Annotated in this window: 18 protein-coding genes; 16 read left to right on the forward strand and 2 right to left on the reverse strand. The window is 45.4% G+C overall.

What is annotated here, in order from left to right; translation table 11 throughout:
• Positions 1 to 9: 9 nt before the first annotated feature.
• The 16 genes from ICN43_RS06805 (at position 10) to ICN43_RS06880 (ending at position 15,300) form a co-directional block, all read left to right on the forward strand.
• The gene (locus ICN43_RS06805; protein ID WP_216198053.1) at positions 10 to 237 is read left to right on the forward strand and encodes a hypothetical protein; all 228 of its coding nucleotides are present in this window, start codon (positions 10 to 12) and stop codon (positions 235 to 237) included.
• A 29-nt stretch (positions 238 to 266) separates the two neighbouring features.
• Entirely contained in the window at positions 267 to 914 is a 648-nt protein-coding gene (gene leuD, locus ICN43_RS06810; RefSeq protein WP_216198055.1) for a 3-isopropylmalate dehydratase small subunit, read from the forward strand.
• Positions 915 to 938: 24 nt separating this feature from the next.
• The gene (gene leuB / locus ICN43_RS06815) at positions 939 to 2,012 is read left to right on the forward strand and encodes a 3-isopropylmalate dehydrogenase (protein WP_216198057.1); all 1,074 of its coding nucleotides are present in this window, start codon (positions 939 to 941) and stop codon (positions 2,010 to 2,012) included.
• A gap of 40 nt (positions 2,013 to 2,052) precedes the next feature.
• On the forward strand, positions 2,053 to 3,210 hold the full coding sequence (gene asd / locus ICN43_RS06820) for an aspartate-semialdehyde dehydrogenase (protein WP_216198058.1): 1,158 nt from the start codon (positions 2,053 to 2,055) through the stop codon (positions 3,208 to 3,210).
• Positions 3,210 to 4,601: a FimV/HubP family polar landmark protein gene (locus ICN43_RS06825; protein WP_216198059.1), complete on the forward strand. Its 1,392-nt coding sequence runs from the start codon at positions 3,210 to 3,212 to the stop codon at positions 4,599 to 4,601. Before asd ends, ICN43_RS06825 begins: the two co-directional genes overlap by 1 nt.
• An 8-nt stretch (positions 4,602 to 4,609) precedes the next feature.
• Positions 4,610 to 5,437, forward strand: coding sequence for a tRNA pseudouridine(38-40) synthase TruA (gene truA / locus ICN43_RS06830; protein ID WP_216198061.1), 828 nt, complete (start codon positions 4,610 to 4,612; stop codon positions 5,435 to 5,437).
• A gap of 38 nt (positions 5,438 to 5,475) precedes the next feature.
• Complete coding sequence (locus ICN43_RS06835; protein WP_216198063.1) at positions 5,476 to 6,150, forward strand: phosphoribosylanthranilate isomerase; 675 nt, start codon at positions 5,476 to 5,478, stop codon at positions 6,148 to 6,150.
• A gap of 32 nt (positions 6,151 to 6,182) precedes the next feature.
• Positions 6,183 to 7,376: a tryptophan synthase subunit beta gene (trpB, locus tag ICN43_RS06840; RefSeq protein WP_216198065.1), complete on the forward strand. Its 1,194-nt coding sequence runs from the start codon at positions 6,183 to 6,185 to the stop codon at positions 7,374 to 7,376.
• Positions 7,377 to 7,425: 49 nt separating this feature from the next.
• Positions 7,426 to 8,223 (forward strand): tryptophan synthase subunit alpha, encoded by a 798-nt coding sequence (gene trpA / locus ICN43_RS06845; protein ID WP_216198067.1) that lies wholly within the window; start codon positions 7,426 to 7,428, stop codon positions 8,221 to 8,223.
• Positions 8,224 to 8,245: 22 nt separating this feature from the next.
• Positions 8,246 to 9,133, forward strand: a complete 888-nt coding sequence (accD, locus tag ICN43_RS06850; RefSeq protein WP_216198069.1) for an acetyl-CoA carboxylase, carboxyltransferase subunit beta — start codon at positions 8,246 to 8,248, stop codon at positions 9,131 to 9,133.
• Positions 9,134 to 9,138: 5 nt separating this feature from the next.
• Positions 9,139 to 10,464, forward strand: coding sequence for a bifunctional tetrahydrofolate synthase/dihydrofolate synthase (gene folC / locus ICN43_RS06855; protein WP_216198070.1), 1,326 nt, complete (start codon positions 9,139 to 9,141; stop codon positions 10,462 to 10,464).
• A 3-nt stretch (positions 10,465 to 10,467) separates the two neighbouring features.
• A complete protein-coding gene (locus ICN43_RS06860) occupies positions 10,468 to 11,259 on the forward strand; it encodes an SPOR domain-containing protein (RefSeq protein WP_216198073.1) in 792 nt (263 codons plus the stop codon).
• Positions 11,259 to 11,825, forward strand: a complete 567-nt coding sequence (locus ICN43_RS06865) for a CvpA family protein (protein WP_216198075.1) — start codon at positions 11,259 to 11,261, stop codon at positions 11,823 to 11,825. Before ICN43_RS06860 ends, ICN43_RS06865 begins: the two co-directional genes overlap by 1 nt.
• A 4-nt stretch (positions 11,826 to 11,829) precedes the next feature.
• A complete protein-coding gene (gene purF / locus ICN43_RS06870) occupies positions 11,830 to 13,368 on the forward strand; it encodes an amidophosphoribosyltransferase (protein ID WP_216198076.1) in 1,539 nt (512 codons plus the stop codon).
• Between the two features lie 69 nt (positions 13,369 to 13,437).
• Entirely contained in the window at positions 13,438 to 14,646 is a 1,209-nt protein-coding gene (locus ICN43_RS06875) for an O-succinylhomoserine sulfhydrylase (protein ID WP_216198079.1), read from the forward strand.
• A gap of 30 nt (positions 14,647 to 14,676) precedes the next feature.
• Positions 14,677 to 15,300 (forward strand): bifunctional 2-polyprenyl-6-hydroxyphenol methylase/3-demethylubiquinol 3-O-methyltransferase UbiG, encoded by a 624-nt coding sequence (locus tag ICN43_RS06880; protein WP_216198081.1) that lies wholly within the window; start codon positions 14,677 to 14,679, stop codon positions 15,298 to 15,300.
• Here the strand turns inward: ICN43_RS06880 and ICN43_RS06885 are convergent.
• Positions 15,293 to 16,414 carry an ABC transporter ATP-binding protein gene (locus tag ICN43_RS06885; protein WP_216198083.1) on the reverse strand — a complete coding sequence of 374 codons (1,122 nt, stop codon included), beginning with the start codon at positions 16,412 to 16,414 and terminating at the stop codon, positions 15,293 to 15,295. The genes ICN43_RS06880 and ICN43_RS06885 overlap by 8 nt on opposite strands.
• Positions 16,414 to 17,064, reverse strand: coding sequence for a molybdate ABC transporter permease subunit (gene modB, locus ICN43_RS06890; protein WP_216198085.1), 651 nt, complete (start codon positions 17,062 to 17,064; stop codon positions 16,414 to 16,416). The genes ICN43_RS06885 and modB overlap by 1 nt, the downstream gene beginning before the upstream one ends.
• Positions 17,065 to 17,073 lie beyond the last annotated feature (9 nt).

The following is a 17,073-nucleotide window of genomic DNA, read 5'->3' on the forward strand; positions in this document are numbered from 1 at the left end:
GGAATGATAATGCGTAAAATATCCTCTCTCACATTGATTAAAAAACTGCTGATTGTTGCTGGTATCGGCATCATCCTTTCCGCATGTGCAAATACAATGGAGGGTGTTGGTAAAGACCTTCAAACCATGGGTAATTCTATGGGCACTAGTAAAACCTCCAACACCTCTAATTCGCCCAACACTACCAATCAGTCCCAAACTCAAGGGAAAGATGTTGTTGTGACGCCAGTGAAATAAGCGCACAGCAAAAATTTTTAAAGATCATTATGGAAAAATTTACTGTATATAAGGGTTTAGTAGCTCCGCTCAACCGCGAGAATGTGGACACCGATGCCATTATTCCAAAGCAGTTTTTGAAATCCATTAAAAAAACGGGTTTTGGGCAAAATTTGTTTGATGAGTGGCGTTATTTAGACCATGGAGAGCCAGGTCAAGACTGTAGTAGTCGCCCCCTTAACCCAGATTTTGTTTTAAATCAGCCGCGCTATAAAGATGCCGGGATTTTGCTTGCCCGTAAAAATTTTGGATGCGGCAGTTCCCGTGAGCATGCACCTTGGGCTTTGGACCAATATGGCTTTAGAGCGGTGATTGCCCCAAGTTTCGCAGATATTTTCTACAATAATTGCTTTAAAAATGGACTTTTACCGATTGTTCTGACAGAACTTCAGGTGGACCATTTATTCAACGAAACCCTCGCTTTTAGCGCCTATCAGCTCACTATTGATCTGGAAGCTCAACAGGTAATTACCCCTGATGGAACCGCATATAGCTTTGATGTGGCGCCATTTAGAAAGCATTGCCTATTGAACGGCTTGGACGATATTGGCTTAACTCTGCAACATGCAGATAAAATCAAGGCTTACGAAGCTGAGCGCATCCTCAAGATGCCTTGGCTTGCAACACAACTGCCATAGTTTTACTCAGTTAAAGGCCATTTCATGAAAATTGCAGTCCTACCGGGCGATGGTATCGGCCCGGAAATCGTTGCTGAAGCCGTAAAGGTATTAAACGCGCTCGGTCCTAAATTTGACCTTGAGACAGCCCCTGTTGGTGGCGCTGCTTATGATGTCGCTGGACATCCGTTGCCGCCTGCAACATTAGAGCTTGCTAAAAAGGCGGATGCCATCTTATTTGGTGCTGTAGGCGACTGGAAATATGACGCATTGGCTCGCGAACTCCGTCCTGAGCAAGCTATTTTAGGTTTACGTAAGCATTTGGAATTGTTCGCCAATTTCAGGCCTGCAATTTGTTATGAAGAATTAACGGCAGCCTCAAGTCTCAAGCCCGAGATTGTTAGTGGGCTGGATATTTTGATTATTCGCGAGCTCAATGGCGACATTTATTTTGGTCAGCCACGCGGTATTCGTAGTTCTGAGCTCCCCTTATTCAAAGGTGCGCGTGAAGGCTATGACATGATGCACTACAGCGAGCCAGAGGTAGAGCGAATTGGTCGTGTTGCTTTTGAGGCTGCTCGTAAACGTAGCAAAAAAGTATGTAGCGTAGATAAGGCTAATGTTTTGGAGACCTCACAGCTATGGCGCGAGGTAATGATTCGGGTTGGCAAGGATTATCCTGATGTTGAGTTATCACACATGTATGTTGATAATGCCGCAATGCAATTAGTGAAGGCTCCAAAAGCATTTGATGTGGTGGTGACCGGTAACTTATTTGGCGATATTCTGTCTGATGAAGCCTCGATGTTGACAGGCTCAATTGGTATGTTGCCATCAGCTTCATTAGATAAAAACAATAAAGGTTTGTATGAGCCAAGTCATGGATCAGCTCCGGATATCGCAGGCAAGGGTATTGCCAATCCATTGGCAACCATTCTTTCTGCTGCGATGATGTTGCGCTACTCATTGGGTATGCCAACTGAAGCCGATCGTATCGAGGTAGCAGTACAAAATGTCTTGTCACAAGGTTTGCGTACCGCGGACATCTATACCGAAGGCACTAAAAAAGTTTCCACCATTGAGATGGGTGATGCTGTTGTAGCGGCCCTTGCAAAATAATGCATCACTCTGCATAGATATACTTATTAGATTATTCATCATGGCAAATACAAAAACACCTTTAGTTGGCTTAGTTGGCTGGCGCGGTATGGTTGGCAGCGTTCTTATGGAGAGAATGCTCGCTGAAAAAGATTTCGACTTAATTGAGCCTGTATTTTTTAGTACTAGCCAGTCTGGTGGAGAAGTTCCGCTCTTAAATGGTCAGAAGGTAACTAAGAGCGAAAATACTTTACTTGATGCCAATGACATCAAAGCGCTTTCTCGCTGCGATATTATTTTGACTTGCCAAGGCGGCGATTACACCAATGAGATTTTCCCTAAGCTGCGTGCAGCTGGTTGGGAAGGCCATTGGATTGATGCCGCTAGTGCATTACGCATGAAGGATGATGCGGTTCTAGTTTTAGATCCAGTTAATCGTCCGGTTATTGATAAAGCATTGGCTGCTGGTGGAAAAAACTGGATAGGAAGCAACTGTACAGTTAGCCTAATGATGATGGCTATGGGTGGTTTAGTGAAGGCCGATTTGGTTGAGTGGATCAGCGCTATGACATATCAGGCTGCTTCTGGTGCCGGCGCTCAAAATATGCGTGAGTTATTGTTGCAAATGGGCGCATTGCGTGACAGCGTAGCTATTGAGTTAGCGGATCCTTCTTCATGGATCTTAGATATTGATCGCAAAATTACCGAGACTTTACGTTCATCGGATTTTCCTAAGAAAAACTTCCGCAATACTCCTTTAGCTGGTAGTTTGATACCTTGGATTGATGTCCCTGTTGAGAATGGACAAACTAAAGAAGAGTGGAAGGGCGGGGCTGAGTTTAATAAGATCCTGGGGCGACCTGCATTTAGAACCTCAGGAAGCATTCCAATTGATGGCTTGTGTGTTCGTGTTGGTGCTATGCGTTGCCACTCACAAGGCCTAACTGTAAAGCTAAAGAAAGATATTCCATTAAATGAGATTGAGGCAATCTTGGCTAACGATAATCAATGGGTTAAGGTCATACCAAATGATCGTGAGACTACTGAACGTGAATTATCTCCAGCAGCCATTAGCGGTACATTGACAGTGCCTATCGGTCGCCTTCACAAAATGGCGATGGGCCCTGAATATCTTGGTGCCTTTACAGTAGGTGATCAACTTTTATGGGGTGCTGCTGAGCCATTGCGTCGCATGCTCCGTATTTTGCTAGAGCACTAATGTTTAGATTTAGCCAAGTTCAGTTTTCTAGAGCGCTTTGCTTAATTTGTTTAAGTTGGTCCTTCACTGCCGGAGCCATTTCTCTTGGCTCTCCAAAACTGCTTTCTAAACCCGGCGAGCCTCTCAGGGTAGAGTTTCCAATTCGGGTTGCTGCGGATGAGCAATCCACACTTTCCACTCTAAATGTCGCTATTGCCAATAAGGCATCCTTCGATCGCATAGGAATATCTCAAAAGATTCTGACCTTTAACCCTCAGGCAATGATTTATCGAAATCAGCAAGAGCAATTAATGGTTTTGGTAGAGACTGTGGAGCCCGTAAGCATCTCGGATGATCCATTTTTAGATCTTTTAATCATTTTGAATTGGTCGGCAGGAAGTATCACCAAAACCTATACCTTGTTGATTGGCGATGACCAGAAATTGTTCGTTAGATCTGGTCAAACCTTATCTGAAATCGCAGCCCAGCTGGCACCACGATTTCAGGGTGCAACTCTAGATCAAACCATGATGGCTTTATTTAAAGCCAATCCAGATGCTTTTGCTAGTGGCAGCATTAATCGTCTCCAGGCTGGTGCCGAACTGAATCAACCCAATCAAGCTTTATTGCGCTCTATTAGCCCAGCAGAAGCTCAGCAGTTTGTAGCTGAGTCACATGCTCAGTGGCTATCTGAGCGCGAACTAAAGGGCGGCGCGGTTGGCTCAAGTGTTTCTCAGAACGGTGTAATCGAGCCAGCCAAGGATCGACTCAAGATTGGCTCTAGCACTGAAGGCATTTCTGAAGAGCGGCGTTACACAGAAGACTTGGTAGCTCAAGAAAAAGCACTTGAACAGTCGAGGATTCGCGTTGCTGAACTTGAAAAAAATATTGCTGATTTGCAGCGCTTGCTTAATCAGGCTAAAGCTAGGTCTTTAGACTCAGAAAAAAATGATGGGTATTTTGGCTTGGGTGGTTTTGCCCCAGCTTTATTAGCTTTGGTTTTGATAGTGCTTACTGGTTTGTTGCTGTGGTTATTGGCAAAAAATGCCCGTCGCTCTGAAGCCTTGTATTTTTCAAATAGCATTCCTAAAGATAATCATGTTGCCAAAGAATTTCAACCATCCTCTGGTGGAATGCCAGAGCGTGCTAAGTCATTATTTGCTGGAATTGACCTAGAGTTAAAGCCTGTTAATAAATCGATCTTAACTCCCACTTCAACTGCAGAAATAAGCCCACTGGCCGATGCTCTTCGCGTTAAGTTGAATCTTGCGCGTGCTTACATTACGATTGAGGATTTTTCTGCTGCTAAAAAATCTCTTCAAGAGATTGTGCAGATTGGTGGATCTATAGATCCTGTAATTACGGTAGAAGCTCAGGGCTTGTTGACTGAGTTATCACAACGCAATAACTAAATTTTGCTATGCGTATCGCTTTAGGCCTTCAATATGATGGCAGCCCCTATTCAGGGTGGCAATCGCAACTAAATCAAAATACTATTCAAGATGAGTTGGAAAAAGCAATTACTTCATTTATAGGGGTTGATGCCGCTAAATTAAATCCCATTCGTGTCATTACGGCCGGCAGAACAGATACAGCCGTTCATGCTTTAGGTCAAGTTGTGCACTTTGATGTTGGGGTTGAGCGTGAGACCTGGTCGTGGGTTAGGGGGTTAAATACTTTCTTGCCAGAGTCTATTGTAGTCAATTGGGCAAAGGCCGTTCCAGAAGAATTTAGCGCGCGGTATTCTGCTTATGAACGTACTTATATTTATGCATTGCATGCCGGCCCATGCCGCTCTCCTATGGCATCCAATCGTGCTGGTTATGTCATGCTTCCAGCGGATCGTTGGTTTGATGTTGATGCGATGAGACTTGCTGCTAAATGTTTAATTGGTGAGCATGATTTCACTTCATTCCGCTCTTCAGAGTGTCAAAGTAAGACCCCTATTAAGACGATCTATTCGATTGAGATTTTTTCTAGTGAGCCATGGTTATATTTCAGAATCAAAGGGAACGCTTTTCTACATCATATGGTGCGTAATTTAGTAGGTAGTTTTATTCAGATTGGCATTGGCAAGCAGAAGGCTGAATGGATGGCTGAAGTTCTTGCTGCAAAGGACCGAAGTATTGCAGCGCCAACGTTTTCTCCTACAGGACTCTATTTGACTCAAATTGCCTATCCTGATGAGTTCCAGATTCCAAGGCCCTGGCTTGCTAATTCATGGCTCCCCACCAATGTTTTCTCCTAAGCTAACCTTTATTTACCATAGGCCTTATCATTTCGTATATGGGCTTACTTACATTTTCTCCAAGTCGAACCAGGGTCAAAATCTGCGGTCTTAAGGCGCCTGCTGATGTTGATGCTGCTGTTGCCGCAGGGGTTGATGCCGTCGGCTTTGTTTTCTATCCCCCAAGCCCAAGGGCTGTTACCCCCAATATTGCCGCCACATTGATTTCCCGGCTCCCGGCCGGAGTTGATGCTGTCGGTCTCGTTGTAAATGCTACAGATGCTGAATTTGAGGCTATCAGGGCAGCAAGTTCCATTACCCTATGGCAGTTTCATGGGGATGAGTCCCCTGAGGAATGCCAGCGTCTGGCTGCAGGCCAGCCTTGGATGAAGGCGGCTCGTGTTGGGAATAGCTTCGCGTTCGATGATTTTTCCCTACAATATAGCCATGCAAGCGCCTTTTTGCTCGATGCCCTAGTCGAGGGCTATGGAGGAGGGGGCGTTCCTTTTGATTGGTCAGGAATTCCACAAGCATGGATAAGCGCAAACGCGCCTCGGGTCGTTTTGAGTGGTGGGTTGAACGTTCACAACGTGGGCGAAGCTATTGCTCGCCTGCATCCTTGCGCGGTTGACGTCTCTAGCGGCGTAGAAATCAGCAAAGGTGTAAAAGATCACGCCTTGATGAAGCAGTTTATTGAGGCGGTGCGTGCTGCAGACGCAAGCACATCACTCTAATTATTTGCTGTAACTAATTAAAAGAGGTATTTATGTACGATAAGCCAGATGCAAGAGGGCACTTCGGTCCTTACGGTGGCGTATTTGTTTCTGAGACGCTCATGTTCGCCTTGGATGAGCTCAAGGCGGCATATGCAAAGTATCAATATGATCCTGAGTTTCTCGAAGAGTTCCATTATGAGCTCAAGCATTTTGTAGGCCGTCCCTCACCGGTATATCACGCTAAGCGTTGGAGTCAGATGCTAGGCGGTGCGCAGATCTATCTCAAGCGCGAAGATTTAAATCACACTGGCGCTCACAAAATTAATAACGTGATTGGCCAAGCTATGCTGGCAAAACGCATGGGTAAGCCACGCATTATTGCAGAGACTGGAGCGGGGCAACATGGTGTTGCAACTGCAACTATTTGTGCCCGCTTTGGTTTAGATTGCACCGTATACCAGGGATCCGTTGACGTAGCGCGTCAGGCTCAAAACGTGTTTCGTATGAAATTACTTGGGGCAAAAGTTGTTCCTGTTGAATCCGGAACGAAGACCCTTAAAGATGCATTAAATGAAGCGATGCGTGATTGGGTGACGAATGTGGAAGATACCTTTTATATTATTGGTACAGTTGCAGGTCCTCATCCATATCCGATGATGGTCCGAGATTTTCAGAGTGTCATTGGCGAAGAATGTAAAGTACAGATGCCTGAAATGACTGGCCGTCAGCCTGACTATGTCATGGCTTGTGTTGGCGGCGGCTCTAATGCCATGGGTATCTTCTATCCATACATTGATTTCCCAGAGGTTAAATTAGTTGGTGTTGAGGCTGCAGGCCACGGCTTAAATAGCGGCCTACACTCTGCCGCCCTTTGCGTTGGTAAGCCGGGTGTATTGCATGGTAACCGCACATATTTATTACAAGATGAGAATGGTCAAATCTCTGAAACGCACTCTGTTTCTGCTGGGATGGATTACCCCGGTGTTGGCCCAGAGCATGCTTGGTTAAAAGATTCTGGTCGTGCCGACTATGTGGCGATAACTGATGAAGAGGCTTTGAAAGCATTTCATGATTGCTGCCGTATCGAGGGCATCATTCCTGCTTTGGAGTCTTCACACGCCATTGCATATGCATGCAAATTAGCGCCTACACTTTCTAAAGATAAAACGATCTTAGTGAATTTGTCAGGCCGTGGCGATAAAGATATGCATACTGTTGCACAAGCTACAGGCTCTGAAGGTTAATTCGTGGCCCATCATAAAGATTTTGAAGAATAATTAATACGAATTGCCCATGTCAAAAATTACATCACTATTTAACGAACTCAAAGCCACAGGCAAAAAAGGTTTGATTCCTTTTATTACTGCAGGTGATCCTGATCCCAAACTCACCGTTGAGTTAATGCATGCATTGGTTCGTGGTGGTGCAAATATCATCGAGCTTGGTGTTCCCTTTTCTGATCCGATGGCGGATGGTCCAGTGATTCAGCGTTCATCAGAAAGAGCGCTTACCCAGGGCGTTACTTTGCATGGTTGCTTGGATATGGTTAAAGAGTTTCGCAAGCTTGATGCTAATACGCCAGTGGTTTTGATGGGTTACGCTAATCCGGTTGAGCAGATGGGTGCTGAACGATTTTCAACTGAGGCTAAAGCCGCTGGTGTTGATGGTGTTTTGATCGTGGACTACCCACCAGAAGAGTGCGTCGACTTTGCTGCCCGCATGAAAGTGGCAGGAGTGGATCCTATTTTCTTGCTAGCACCCACTTCATCATTAGATCGCATAAGGGATGCAGCAAAGATAGCTTCTGGTTATATCTATTACGTATCCATGCGTGGGGTAACAGGAGCATCTCACCTGAATACTCAGGATGTTGCTAGTATTATTCCCAAAATTCGTGAAGCTACCCCAATCCCGATTGCGGTAGGTTTTGGTATCAATGATGCTGAAAGTGCCCGTGTAGTATCCAAAACAGCGGATGCGGTGGTGATTGGCAGTCGAATTATTCGACTTTTGGAGGATTCCGCCCCAGGCCAAGCAGTACAATCACTTGAAACCTTCATACGTGAAATTCGCGTCGCTTTAGATAGTTAATGCACTGGATAGTTAAATACTGATGAGCTGGATCGATAAACTACTACCCCCACAAATCCAACATACGGATCCTGCGAACCGCAAATCTGTGCCTGAGGGACTGTGGGTCAAGTGCCCCAGCTGTGAAACAGTCCTTTACAGCACAGATATTGAAGCTAATTTATCGGTTTGCCCAAAATGTAGTCACCATATGCGGATTGGCGCTCGTCAGCGTCTAGATAGCCTCCTGGATCCAAAAGGGCGCTATGAGATTGGTGCTGATATCTACCCAATCGATCCACTCAAGTTTAAAGACTCTAAAAAATACCCTGATCGACTAAAAGAGGCAAACGATGCTTCCGGTGAATCCGAGGCTTTAATCGTTCTTGGCGGGAAAATAGAGGCTATTCCAGTAGTTGCTGCCTGTTTCGAGTTTCAGTATATGGGTGGCTCAATGGGCTCTGTTGTTGGCGAGCGTTTTGCGCGCGGCGTTCAGGAGGCGATAGCTAAAAAATGTGCCTTTATCTGTATTACCGCTACTGGTGGTGCGCGTATGCAAGAAAGCTTGCTTTCCTTGTTTCAAATGGCAAAGACCAACTCCATGCTGACATTGCTTTCTAAAAAAGGTTTACCGTATATTAGCGTCTTAACAGATCCAACTATGGGTGGAATTTCTGCAAGCTTTGCTTTTATGGGTGATGTGGTGATGGCTGAGCCTAAAGCTTTAATTGGCTTTGCGGGCCCTCGCGTTATTGAGCAAACTGTCCGTGAAAAATTACCTGAAGGCTTTCAGCGTTCCGAGTTCCTGTTGCAAAAAGGTGGTATTGACATGATTGTGGATCGACGCCAAATGCGAGGTGAAATTGCTCGTCTGTTGGCATTACTCCAGCAGTTGCCCGAGCCTGCGATTGCGGGTAGCGCAGCTTTATAAAGCGCTTGAGCTCCGCCCACCAACCCCCCATTCTGTTTTCTAGCCTAACGGCTTGGCTTAGTCACCTCGAAACTGCTCACCCCGTCGGTATTGATATGGGTCTTGAGCGTATTAATCGCGTTAAAGAGTCTCTAGGCCTTCATTTTGATTGTCCAGTGATTACTGTTGCCGGCACCAATGGCAAGGGTTCAACATGCGCCTATCTTGAAAGTATTTTGTTGGCATCTGGGTACAAAGTTGGCTGCCATATGTCTCCTCATTTGCTTGCATTTAATGAGCGTGCTCGAGTTAATGGTGAAGAGGTAAAAGATGCTCTCTTGTTGGAGCACTTTGCCGCAGTTGAAAATGCACGTGTCACTCTGGTTGATGCACCAACCCTAACCTATTTTGAATTTACTACCTTAGCAATCATGCATTTATTTTCCAGGGCGCATTTAGATGCGGTAGTTCTAGAGGTGGGTATGGGTGGTCGCCTGGATGCTGTAAATATTGTGGATGCAGATTGCGCAATCGTTACAAGCATTGATATTGATCACGCTGATTTTCTAGGTAGCACGCGTGAAGCAATCGGACTTGAGAAGGCAGGTATTTTTCGAGCTGGCGCTATTGCAGTTTGTGGTGACCCTTTACCCCCTCAAACTTTAGTTGATTACGCCGATAAGCTAGGTTGTGATTTATGGCTTCATGGACGTGACTATAACTTCCAAGGTGATAAGCAGCAGTGGGGTTGGGCAGGGCGTCAAAAACGCTTCAGTGGACTTGGCTATCCTGCATTGCGAGGTGCAAATCAAATCCTGAATGCTTCCGCCGTGATTGCCGCCTTAATGGCTTTGCATCAACGCCTGCCAGTAAGTGCCCAAGATATTCGAAACGGATTTGCTCTAGTAGAGCTGCCGGGTAGATTTCAGGTACTTCCAGGTCAACCAACTGTAGTACTCGATGTTGCCCACAACCCCCATGCCGCGGCCACTTTGGGACAGGGTCTTGATAAGATGGGCTATCACCCCTATACCTACGCCATTTTTGGCGCGATGGCGGATAAGGACATCGCTGGGGTGATTAAACCTTTATTGAGCAGCGTAGACTTCTGGTATTGCACCGACTTACCAACCTCTCGTGCCGCAAGTGCAGTCACTCTCTCTGAGAAACTGGTAGAGCAGGGGGTAATGGTTACAAATGTGGAGGATGGCGGTATTGAGTGCTTCCCAGATCCTGCTGCAGCGTATCAAAAAGCGCTTTCCAAGGCTGCTGAGGGTGATAGAATTGTGATCTTCGGATCCTTCTATACCGTTGCCGGTGTAATGGCATATCGAAACAACCAGGCGCATTGATCCATGATTCGTTTACCGAAGCTTTTTAAGCGAAACTCTGAGACTGAAGACCTTGATCAAGGTTCAGCCAGGAGTCGTCGTACCGTTAATAAATTAGCTCCTCGTAGTTTTCAGCGTGCTCAAGAGACTGAGGAGCTTACTCTGACCGAAGACCCAGAGAAACAGCGTGCCCGCCATCGTTTAATTGGTGCCTCTGTTCTAGTCTTGATTGCGGTAGTAGGTTTACCTCGCATCTTAGATAACAAGCCTAAGTCTGTGAATAATGATATTGCCGTAAATATTGTTACTAGCCTGCCTACACCCAATCTGGCAATGCCTGGAGTAGAAGAAAAGGTAAAACCATCCTTAATCACACAAGCCCCTGAAAAAGATAAAGAAACCCCTCAAGTTAAAGATGTTGAAGTTACGCCATCTCCTCAAGTAAAGGCAGATGCCAAATCAATAACTACAAACAAGGCCAATCCAATTGGTTTAGCTGCTGGCGAGGAAGTTGTGGCAATACCTGGCACAAACAACAAATCAAAGTCTGAAGAGCTGCCAAAAAAAGTAGGGGCTGGTAAATTCGTTATTCAGATTGGTGCTTTCGCTTCTGAAGAACGTGCAAATGGTTGGATAGCCAAGATGAAGGATCAAAAGATTCCGAATTACGTACTCAATAAAACTGGTGCTGATGGCGCGAAGCTCTATGTGTTGAGGGCAGGGCCATTTACCGATAAGGATGCAGCTGAAGCAGCCGAGAAAAAAGTCAAAGCCATGGGCCTATCCCCAAGACTTGTTGAGGTTGGGTCTCCTTAATGGAATATCTATCCACCTTGAATTTAACTACGGTGGATTATTTCACCCTGGTAGTGCTTCTGGTGTCCGCTTTAGTGGGAATATCTCGAGGGTTTTTTAAAGAAGTACTTGCTCTAGCTTCTTGGTTTGTTGCTGCTTGGGTTGCCTATCACTATACCTATTACCTATCAGTTGAATGGTTATCCACTTTTCACATGGATGAGTTGCTTACCTTGGGTGTGAGCTTTCTTATTCTATTTATTCTGACTTTGATTGTTTGCGGCCTCATTGGTAATGTCATCCAAAAGATTATTTTGTCCGTCGGTTTGAGTTTGACAGATCGTTTTCTTGGCCTTGTTTTTGGCTTAGTGCGTGGTGGCCTTGTGGTGGTTGTATTGGCAACATTGGCAGCTCTTACTCCAATTCCACAAAGCGTGGCTTGGCAAAAAGCTATTACTCGTCCAGCAATCGATATGGCAACTAGCTTAATCAAGGGGTGGTTACCTGCTGATTGGGCAAAAAAATTAGGTGATTCATTGCCTAAAATTACACCCACCGTTACACCTTCATTAACAATAGGGATCTAGACTTATGTGCGGCGTCGTTGGAACAGTTTCACACTCCCCAGTTAATCAGCTCATTTATGACGCCTTGTTGCTCTTACAACATCGCGGCCAAGATGCTGCCGGCATGGCAACCATGAACGGTAACTCATTTACGATGCATAAGGCTAATGGACTAGTTCGAGATGTATTTAGAACTCGTAATATGCGTAGTTTATTGGGTAGTGCTGGTATCGGCCAAGTTCGCTACCCCACAGCAGGCTCTGCCAGTAGCGAAGAAGAAGCGCAGCCATTCTATGTGAGTGCACCTTATGGAATTATCCTAGCGCATAACGGCAATCTTACTAATGCCGCTAGCCTTCGGGTCGAGATGGCTTACCGTGATCGTCGGCATATCAATACTAGTTCCGATACAGAAGTCTTATTAAATGTTCTCGCTGATGAGCTTCAAAAAGAAACTAATAGTGTTGCATTAGATGAAGGCGCCATGTTTAACGCAGTCACTCAGGTGACTAAGCGTGTCAAAGGCTCTTATGCTGTTGTTTCCTTAATAGCCGGTTATGGCTTATTGGCATTCCGCGATCCATTTGGTATTCGTCCTTTATGTATTGGACGAATTGATACGCCTAAGGGGCCTGAATGGATGATCGCCTCTGAGTCTGTTGCACTCGATGGCCTCGGTTTTACCTTCGTGCGTGATGTAAATCCTGGTGAAGCAATTTATATTGATTTGGATGGTAATTTTTACTCGCGCCAATGTGTACCCGATGCAGTTCTGACTCCGTGTATTTTTGAATATGTATATATGGCTCGTCCAGACTCTACGATTGATGGGGTGACTGTTTACAACGTACGCATGCGTATGGGTGACTATCTAGCCGAGAAGATCCGTAAAGAAACCATTCCTGGTGAGATTGATGTGGTGATGCCTATTCCTGACTCTAGCCGTCCAGCGGCAATGCAGGTGGCTAAACGCCTTGGTGTAGATTACCGCGAAGGTTTTTTCAAGAACCGCTACATTGGTAGAACTTTTATCATGCCGGGACAGGCTGTGCGTAAAAAATCAGTACGCCAAAAACTCAATGCCATGCGTATTGAGTTCAAAGATAAGACTGTATTAATTGTCGATGATTCTATAGTCCGCGGCACAACATCATTTGAGATCGTGCAGATGGCGCGAGAGTCTGGCGCTAAGAAGGTCATTTTTGCATCTGCTGCACCTCCTGTTCGTTTCCCAAATGTCTACGGTATTGATATGCCAACCCGCAGTGAGTTAGTGGCTTATGGCCGTACCGACGAAGAGATTAATAAGATGATTGGTGCAGATCAGTTGATCTACCAAAGTGTTGAAGACATGAAGCAGGCTGTGAAAGATATCAACCCTAATATCCAGCACTTTGAAGCATCCTGTTTTGATGGTCATTATATTACTGGTGATATCAATGAATCTTACTTGGACGCCTTAGAGGCCGCTCGCAATACCTCAGAGGCTAAGGCAGATCGTCAGCGTGATTCCAGCGACTTCGCCCGCTCACAACTACATCTGCATCTAGCTACGGAAGACTAAAAACAACGATTGGGTTCCTCGGGCATGCCTGTCTGAGGCAATTCTGCAATTCGGTGTCAAAATAGAAGTATGAAGAGTAAAACCACCCGCAAAAAACCCGATTTTTCTAGGCTTGCACTTGAGACCTTAGCGGTTCGTGCAGGCACACGTCGTACCGCTGAATTTCAAGAACATTCAGAGGCGATGTTCCTCACCTCAAGCTTTTGCTTTGATAGCGCTGAGCTTGCGGCTGATGGCTTTGCACATGCAGATCAGGGCTTTATTTATTCGCGCTTCACTAATCCAACCGTCAGCATGTTCCAAGACCGTTTGGCTGCGCTAGAGGGTGGTGAAGCTTGCATTGCAACCTCCTCCGGCATGGCGGCCATTTTGACAATGGCAATGTCTCATCTCCAAGCTGGCGATCATGTGGTTTGCTCTCGCTCTGTGTTTGGTGCAACCATCCAATTATTTAGCAATATCTTAGGGCGATTTGGCATCACAACTACTTATGTGGATTTATCCGATACCAAGGCTTGGCAGAATGCTGTCCAAGAAAATACGAAGCTATTTTATTTAGAAACACCCTCAAACCCGTTGACTGAGATTGCGGATATTAAAGCAATCTCCAAGATTGCAAAAAAATCGAAGGTATTATTTGCTGTAGATAATTGCTTCTGCACACCAGCACTACAAAAACCACTTGCATTAGGTGCTGATGTAGTTATCCATTCGGCAACTAAATACCTTGACGGCCAAGGTCGTGTAGTAGGTGGCGCCATTGTCGGTAGTAATGATTTCATTATGGGCAAGGTATTTCCATATGTTCGAACTGCTGGACCAACGCTCTCAGCATTCAATGCCTGGGTATTTTTAAAAGGTTTAGAGACTCTAGAGTTGCGTATGAAGCAGCAGAGTCAGAATGCTTTAGAGATTGCCCAGTGGTTAGAAAAGCAGCCTGGAGTAGAGCGTGTTTATCACCCTGGTTTAAAGTCTCACCCTCAGCATGCTTTAGCAAAACGTCAGCAAAAGGCAGCTGGTGCAATCTTGTCGTTTACTCTCAAGGGTGGCAAAAAAGCGGCCTTCAAGCTTATTAATCAAACTCAGCTTTGTTCAATCACGGCAAATTTGGGCGACACTCGCACTACGATTACACATCCAGCAACAACAACGCACTGTCGTGTTAGCCCTGAAGCTCGCCAAGCGGCTGGCATTACTGATGGCCTAGTTCGGATTGCAGTTGGCTTAGAAAATGCAATAGACCTAAAGAATGACCTCATCGGTGGATTAAAGAAGTAAAGCTTGAATTTATTGAATATCTACTAATCAATGCGCTTTATTGATGCAAAACAGTTTTGGAACGAGCGTTTCAACAAACCAGAGTTTATATTTGGCAAAGATCCCAATGAATATCTGGTTGAGCAAGCATCTAAATATCTAAAGCCAAACTCCTCCGTTCTCTGTATTGCTGATGGGGAAGGGCGCAATGGTGTCTGGCTAGCTAAGCAGGGTATGAACGTCACAGGTTTTGATATTTCTGAGATTGCGCTTGCGAAAGCTCATCAGTTTGCTGCTGATAATGCAGTTCATATTCAATATAACCTTTGTGATACTGATGGCTTTAATTGGCAGGCCAATTCATATGATGCTGTTATTGCTATCTTTATTCAGTTTGCTGACCCTGAAATGCGTGCCAGAATTTTCAGACAAGTACATCAAACTCTTAAACCAGGTGGTGTATTTATTCTTCAGGGCTACACACCTAAGCAATTGGAATATAAAACAGGTGGTCCATCACTGATAGAGCATCTGTACACCGAAGAAATGATTCGTGGGCTCAGTCAGGAATTTAATATTCTTGATCTACGGTGTTATGAAAAAGAATTATCTGAGGGTACCAAACATAGTGGTATCTCAGCCCTGCTTGGTATGGTTGCTCAAAAGACTATTTAAAAATAGATGACTCTTGAAACCTTCTTGGGTCATTAATGGGCCTTAAGGGCATGATATGAATTTGATTACCATCGAACTCGAGATGCATTTGACCTCCAAGCTCCATGCATAAGCGCTTTACCTCCGCAGAGGAAGCCTCCCATTCAATCGTGTTTTCACTATCCTGAATTCTTAATTGAATCACTGCAATTTGACCCAGACTACTCATCCTTTCAACTACTACTGGTACGCTGGCGTTAGTCGGAATGTTATGAACGCTTAAACCGCTTTGGGGGATAACCCAAGCTACACGAGCTTTAGGTGGGATTTTGCCTTTATCGATAACGCTGAAGACTTCTCTGCAGCCATCCCAGCTTAACTTTCCCGAGTCAAAAACGCCATGAAACTTATTGCTGATGCCAACCAATTCAGCAACCCTTGAATTTCTTGGCTTCTGAAATAGGGTCTGTGGAGTTGCAGTCTGCAAGCTAATGCCTTGATCTATTACCGTGATGCGGTCAGCCAATAAATCAGCCTCTCGTAAATCATGTGTTACCAATAGGATAGGAATATTCAAATCAGCGCGAAGCTCAGCCAATGTCTTGTAAAGACTTTGACGGGTTGGCGCGTCAATTGCTGAAAATGGCTCATCTAGAAGCAATGCTTTAGGTTGCCTTGCTAGCGCTCTTGCTAAAGCAACGCGTTGCTGTTGTCCGCCAGAAAGTTGGTGTGGCATGCGTTCATAAAGACTTGCAATGCCCATGCGATCCAGTAACTCCATGCTAATTGTCTTACGTTCAATTGCATTTAGTCCGGAGTTTTCCAAAGGAATCAATACATTGCCTAATGCGCTGAGATGAGGAAAGAGTGCGTACTGCTGAAATAAGAACCCACACGATCTTTCTGCAGGAGTAAGCTCAAGGGCTTTGCTAGCAGTACTATCAGCGTCAAGCCAGACTTCGCCATTACATTCAATTTTTCCGCTTGCTGTTTTATTTAGGCCGGCAATAGATCTGAGGACTGTAGTTTTGCCGCTTCCAGAGGGGCCAACTAAAGCATGAAGTTCACCAGGCGCACATTCCAGGCTAATGTGTAACGGGCTAGGGGTGACCTGATTAATTTTTACCATCAACATTAATTCAACCCTCTGCGTCGAGTTGGATTACCGCCAAATATCCCATATGAAAGCGCAATACAAAGAAGCGACGTTCCAAGGAGTACAAGCGCTATAGTGCCGGCGCCAGCCGTGTCAAAGCTTTGGACCTTGTCATAAATTGCAATGGATGCTGTTTTCGTCTCCCCAGGTATGGCACCACCAACCATGAGGATCACCCCGAATTCCCCAAGAGTATGTGCGAAAGTGAGGGCGGCTGCACCAGTAATACCTCGCCAAGAAAGAGGCAGTTCTATTAAGCGAAATATTTGCCAGTTGCTGAGGCCACTCGCTTGAGCAGCTTCCCTAATTTCAGGGTTTATAGCCTCAAATGCCCTTTGGATGGGTTGAATGGCAAATGGGATATTTACTATCAATGACGCTATCAGAATGCCCGCGAATGAAAACACGAGAGGGATGCCGAAAATGCTGGTGTTGCCAAAACAAACCAAGAGGTAGTAGCCCAAAACAGTAGGAGGAAGTACCAAGGGAAGTGCGAGGGCAGCCTCGAGCCATGGGCGACTTCTATTCAGCGTCACTAGCTTATGGGCTACCCATATCCCAAATGGGAGTATCAGTGCCATAGTCCAAAAAGCGAGCTTTAGGGATAGCATAATTGCATCAATATCCATTCCTTGATT

It is taken from the genome of Polynucleobacter sp. UK-Mo-2m-Kol15 (genome assembly GCF_018881505.1).
Lineage (GTDB): Bacteria > Pseudomonadota > Gammaproteobacteria > Burkholderiales > Burkholderiaceae > Polynucleobacter.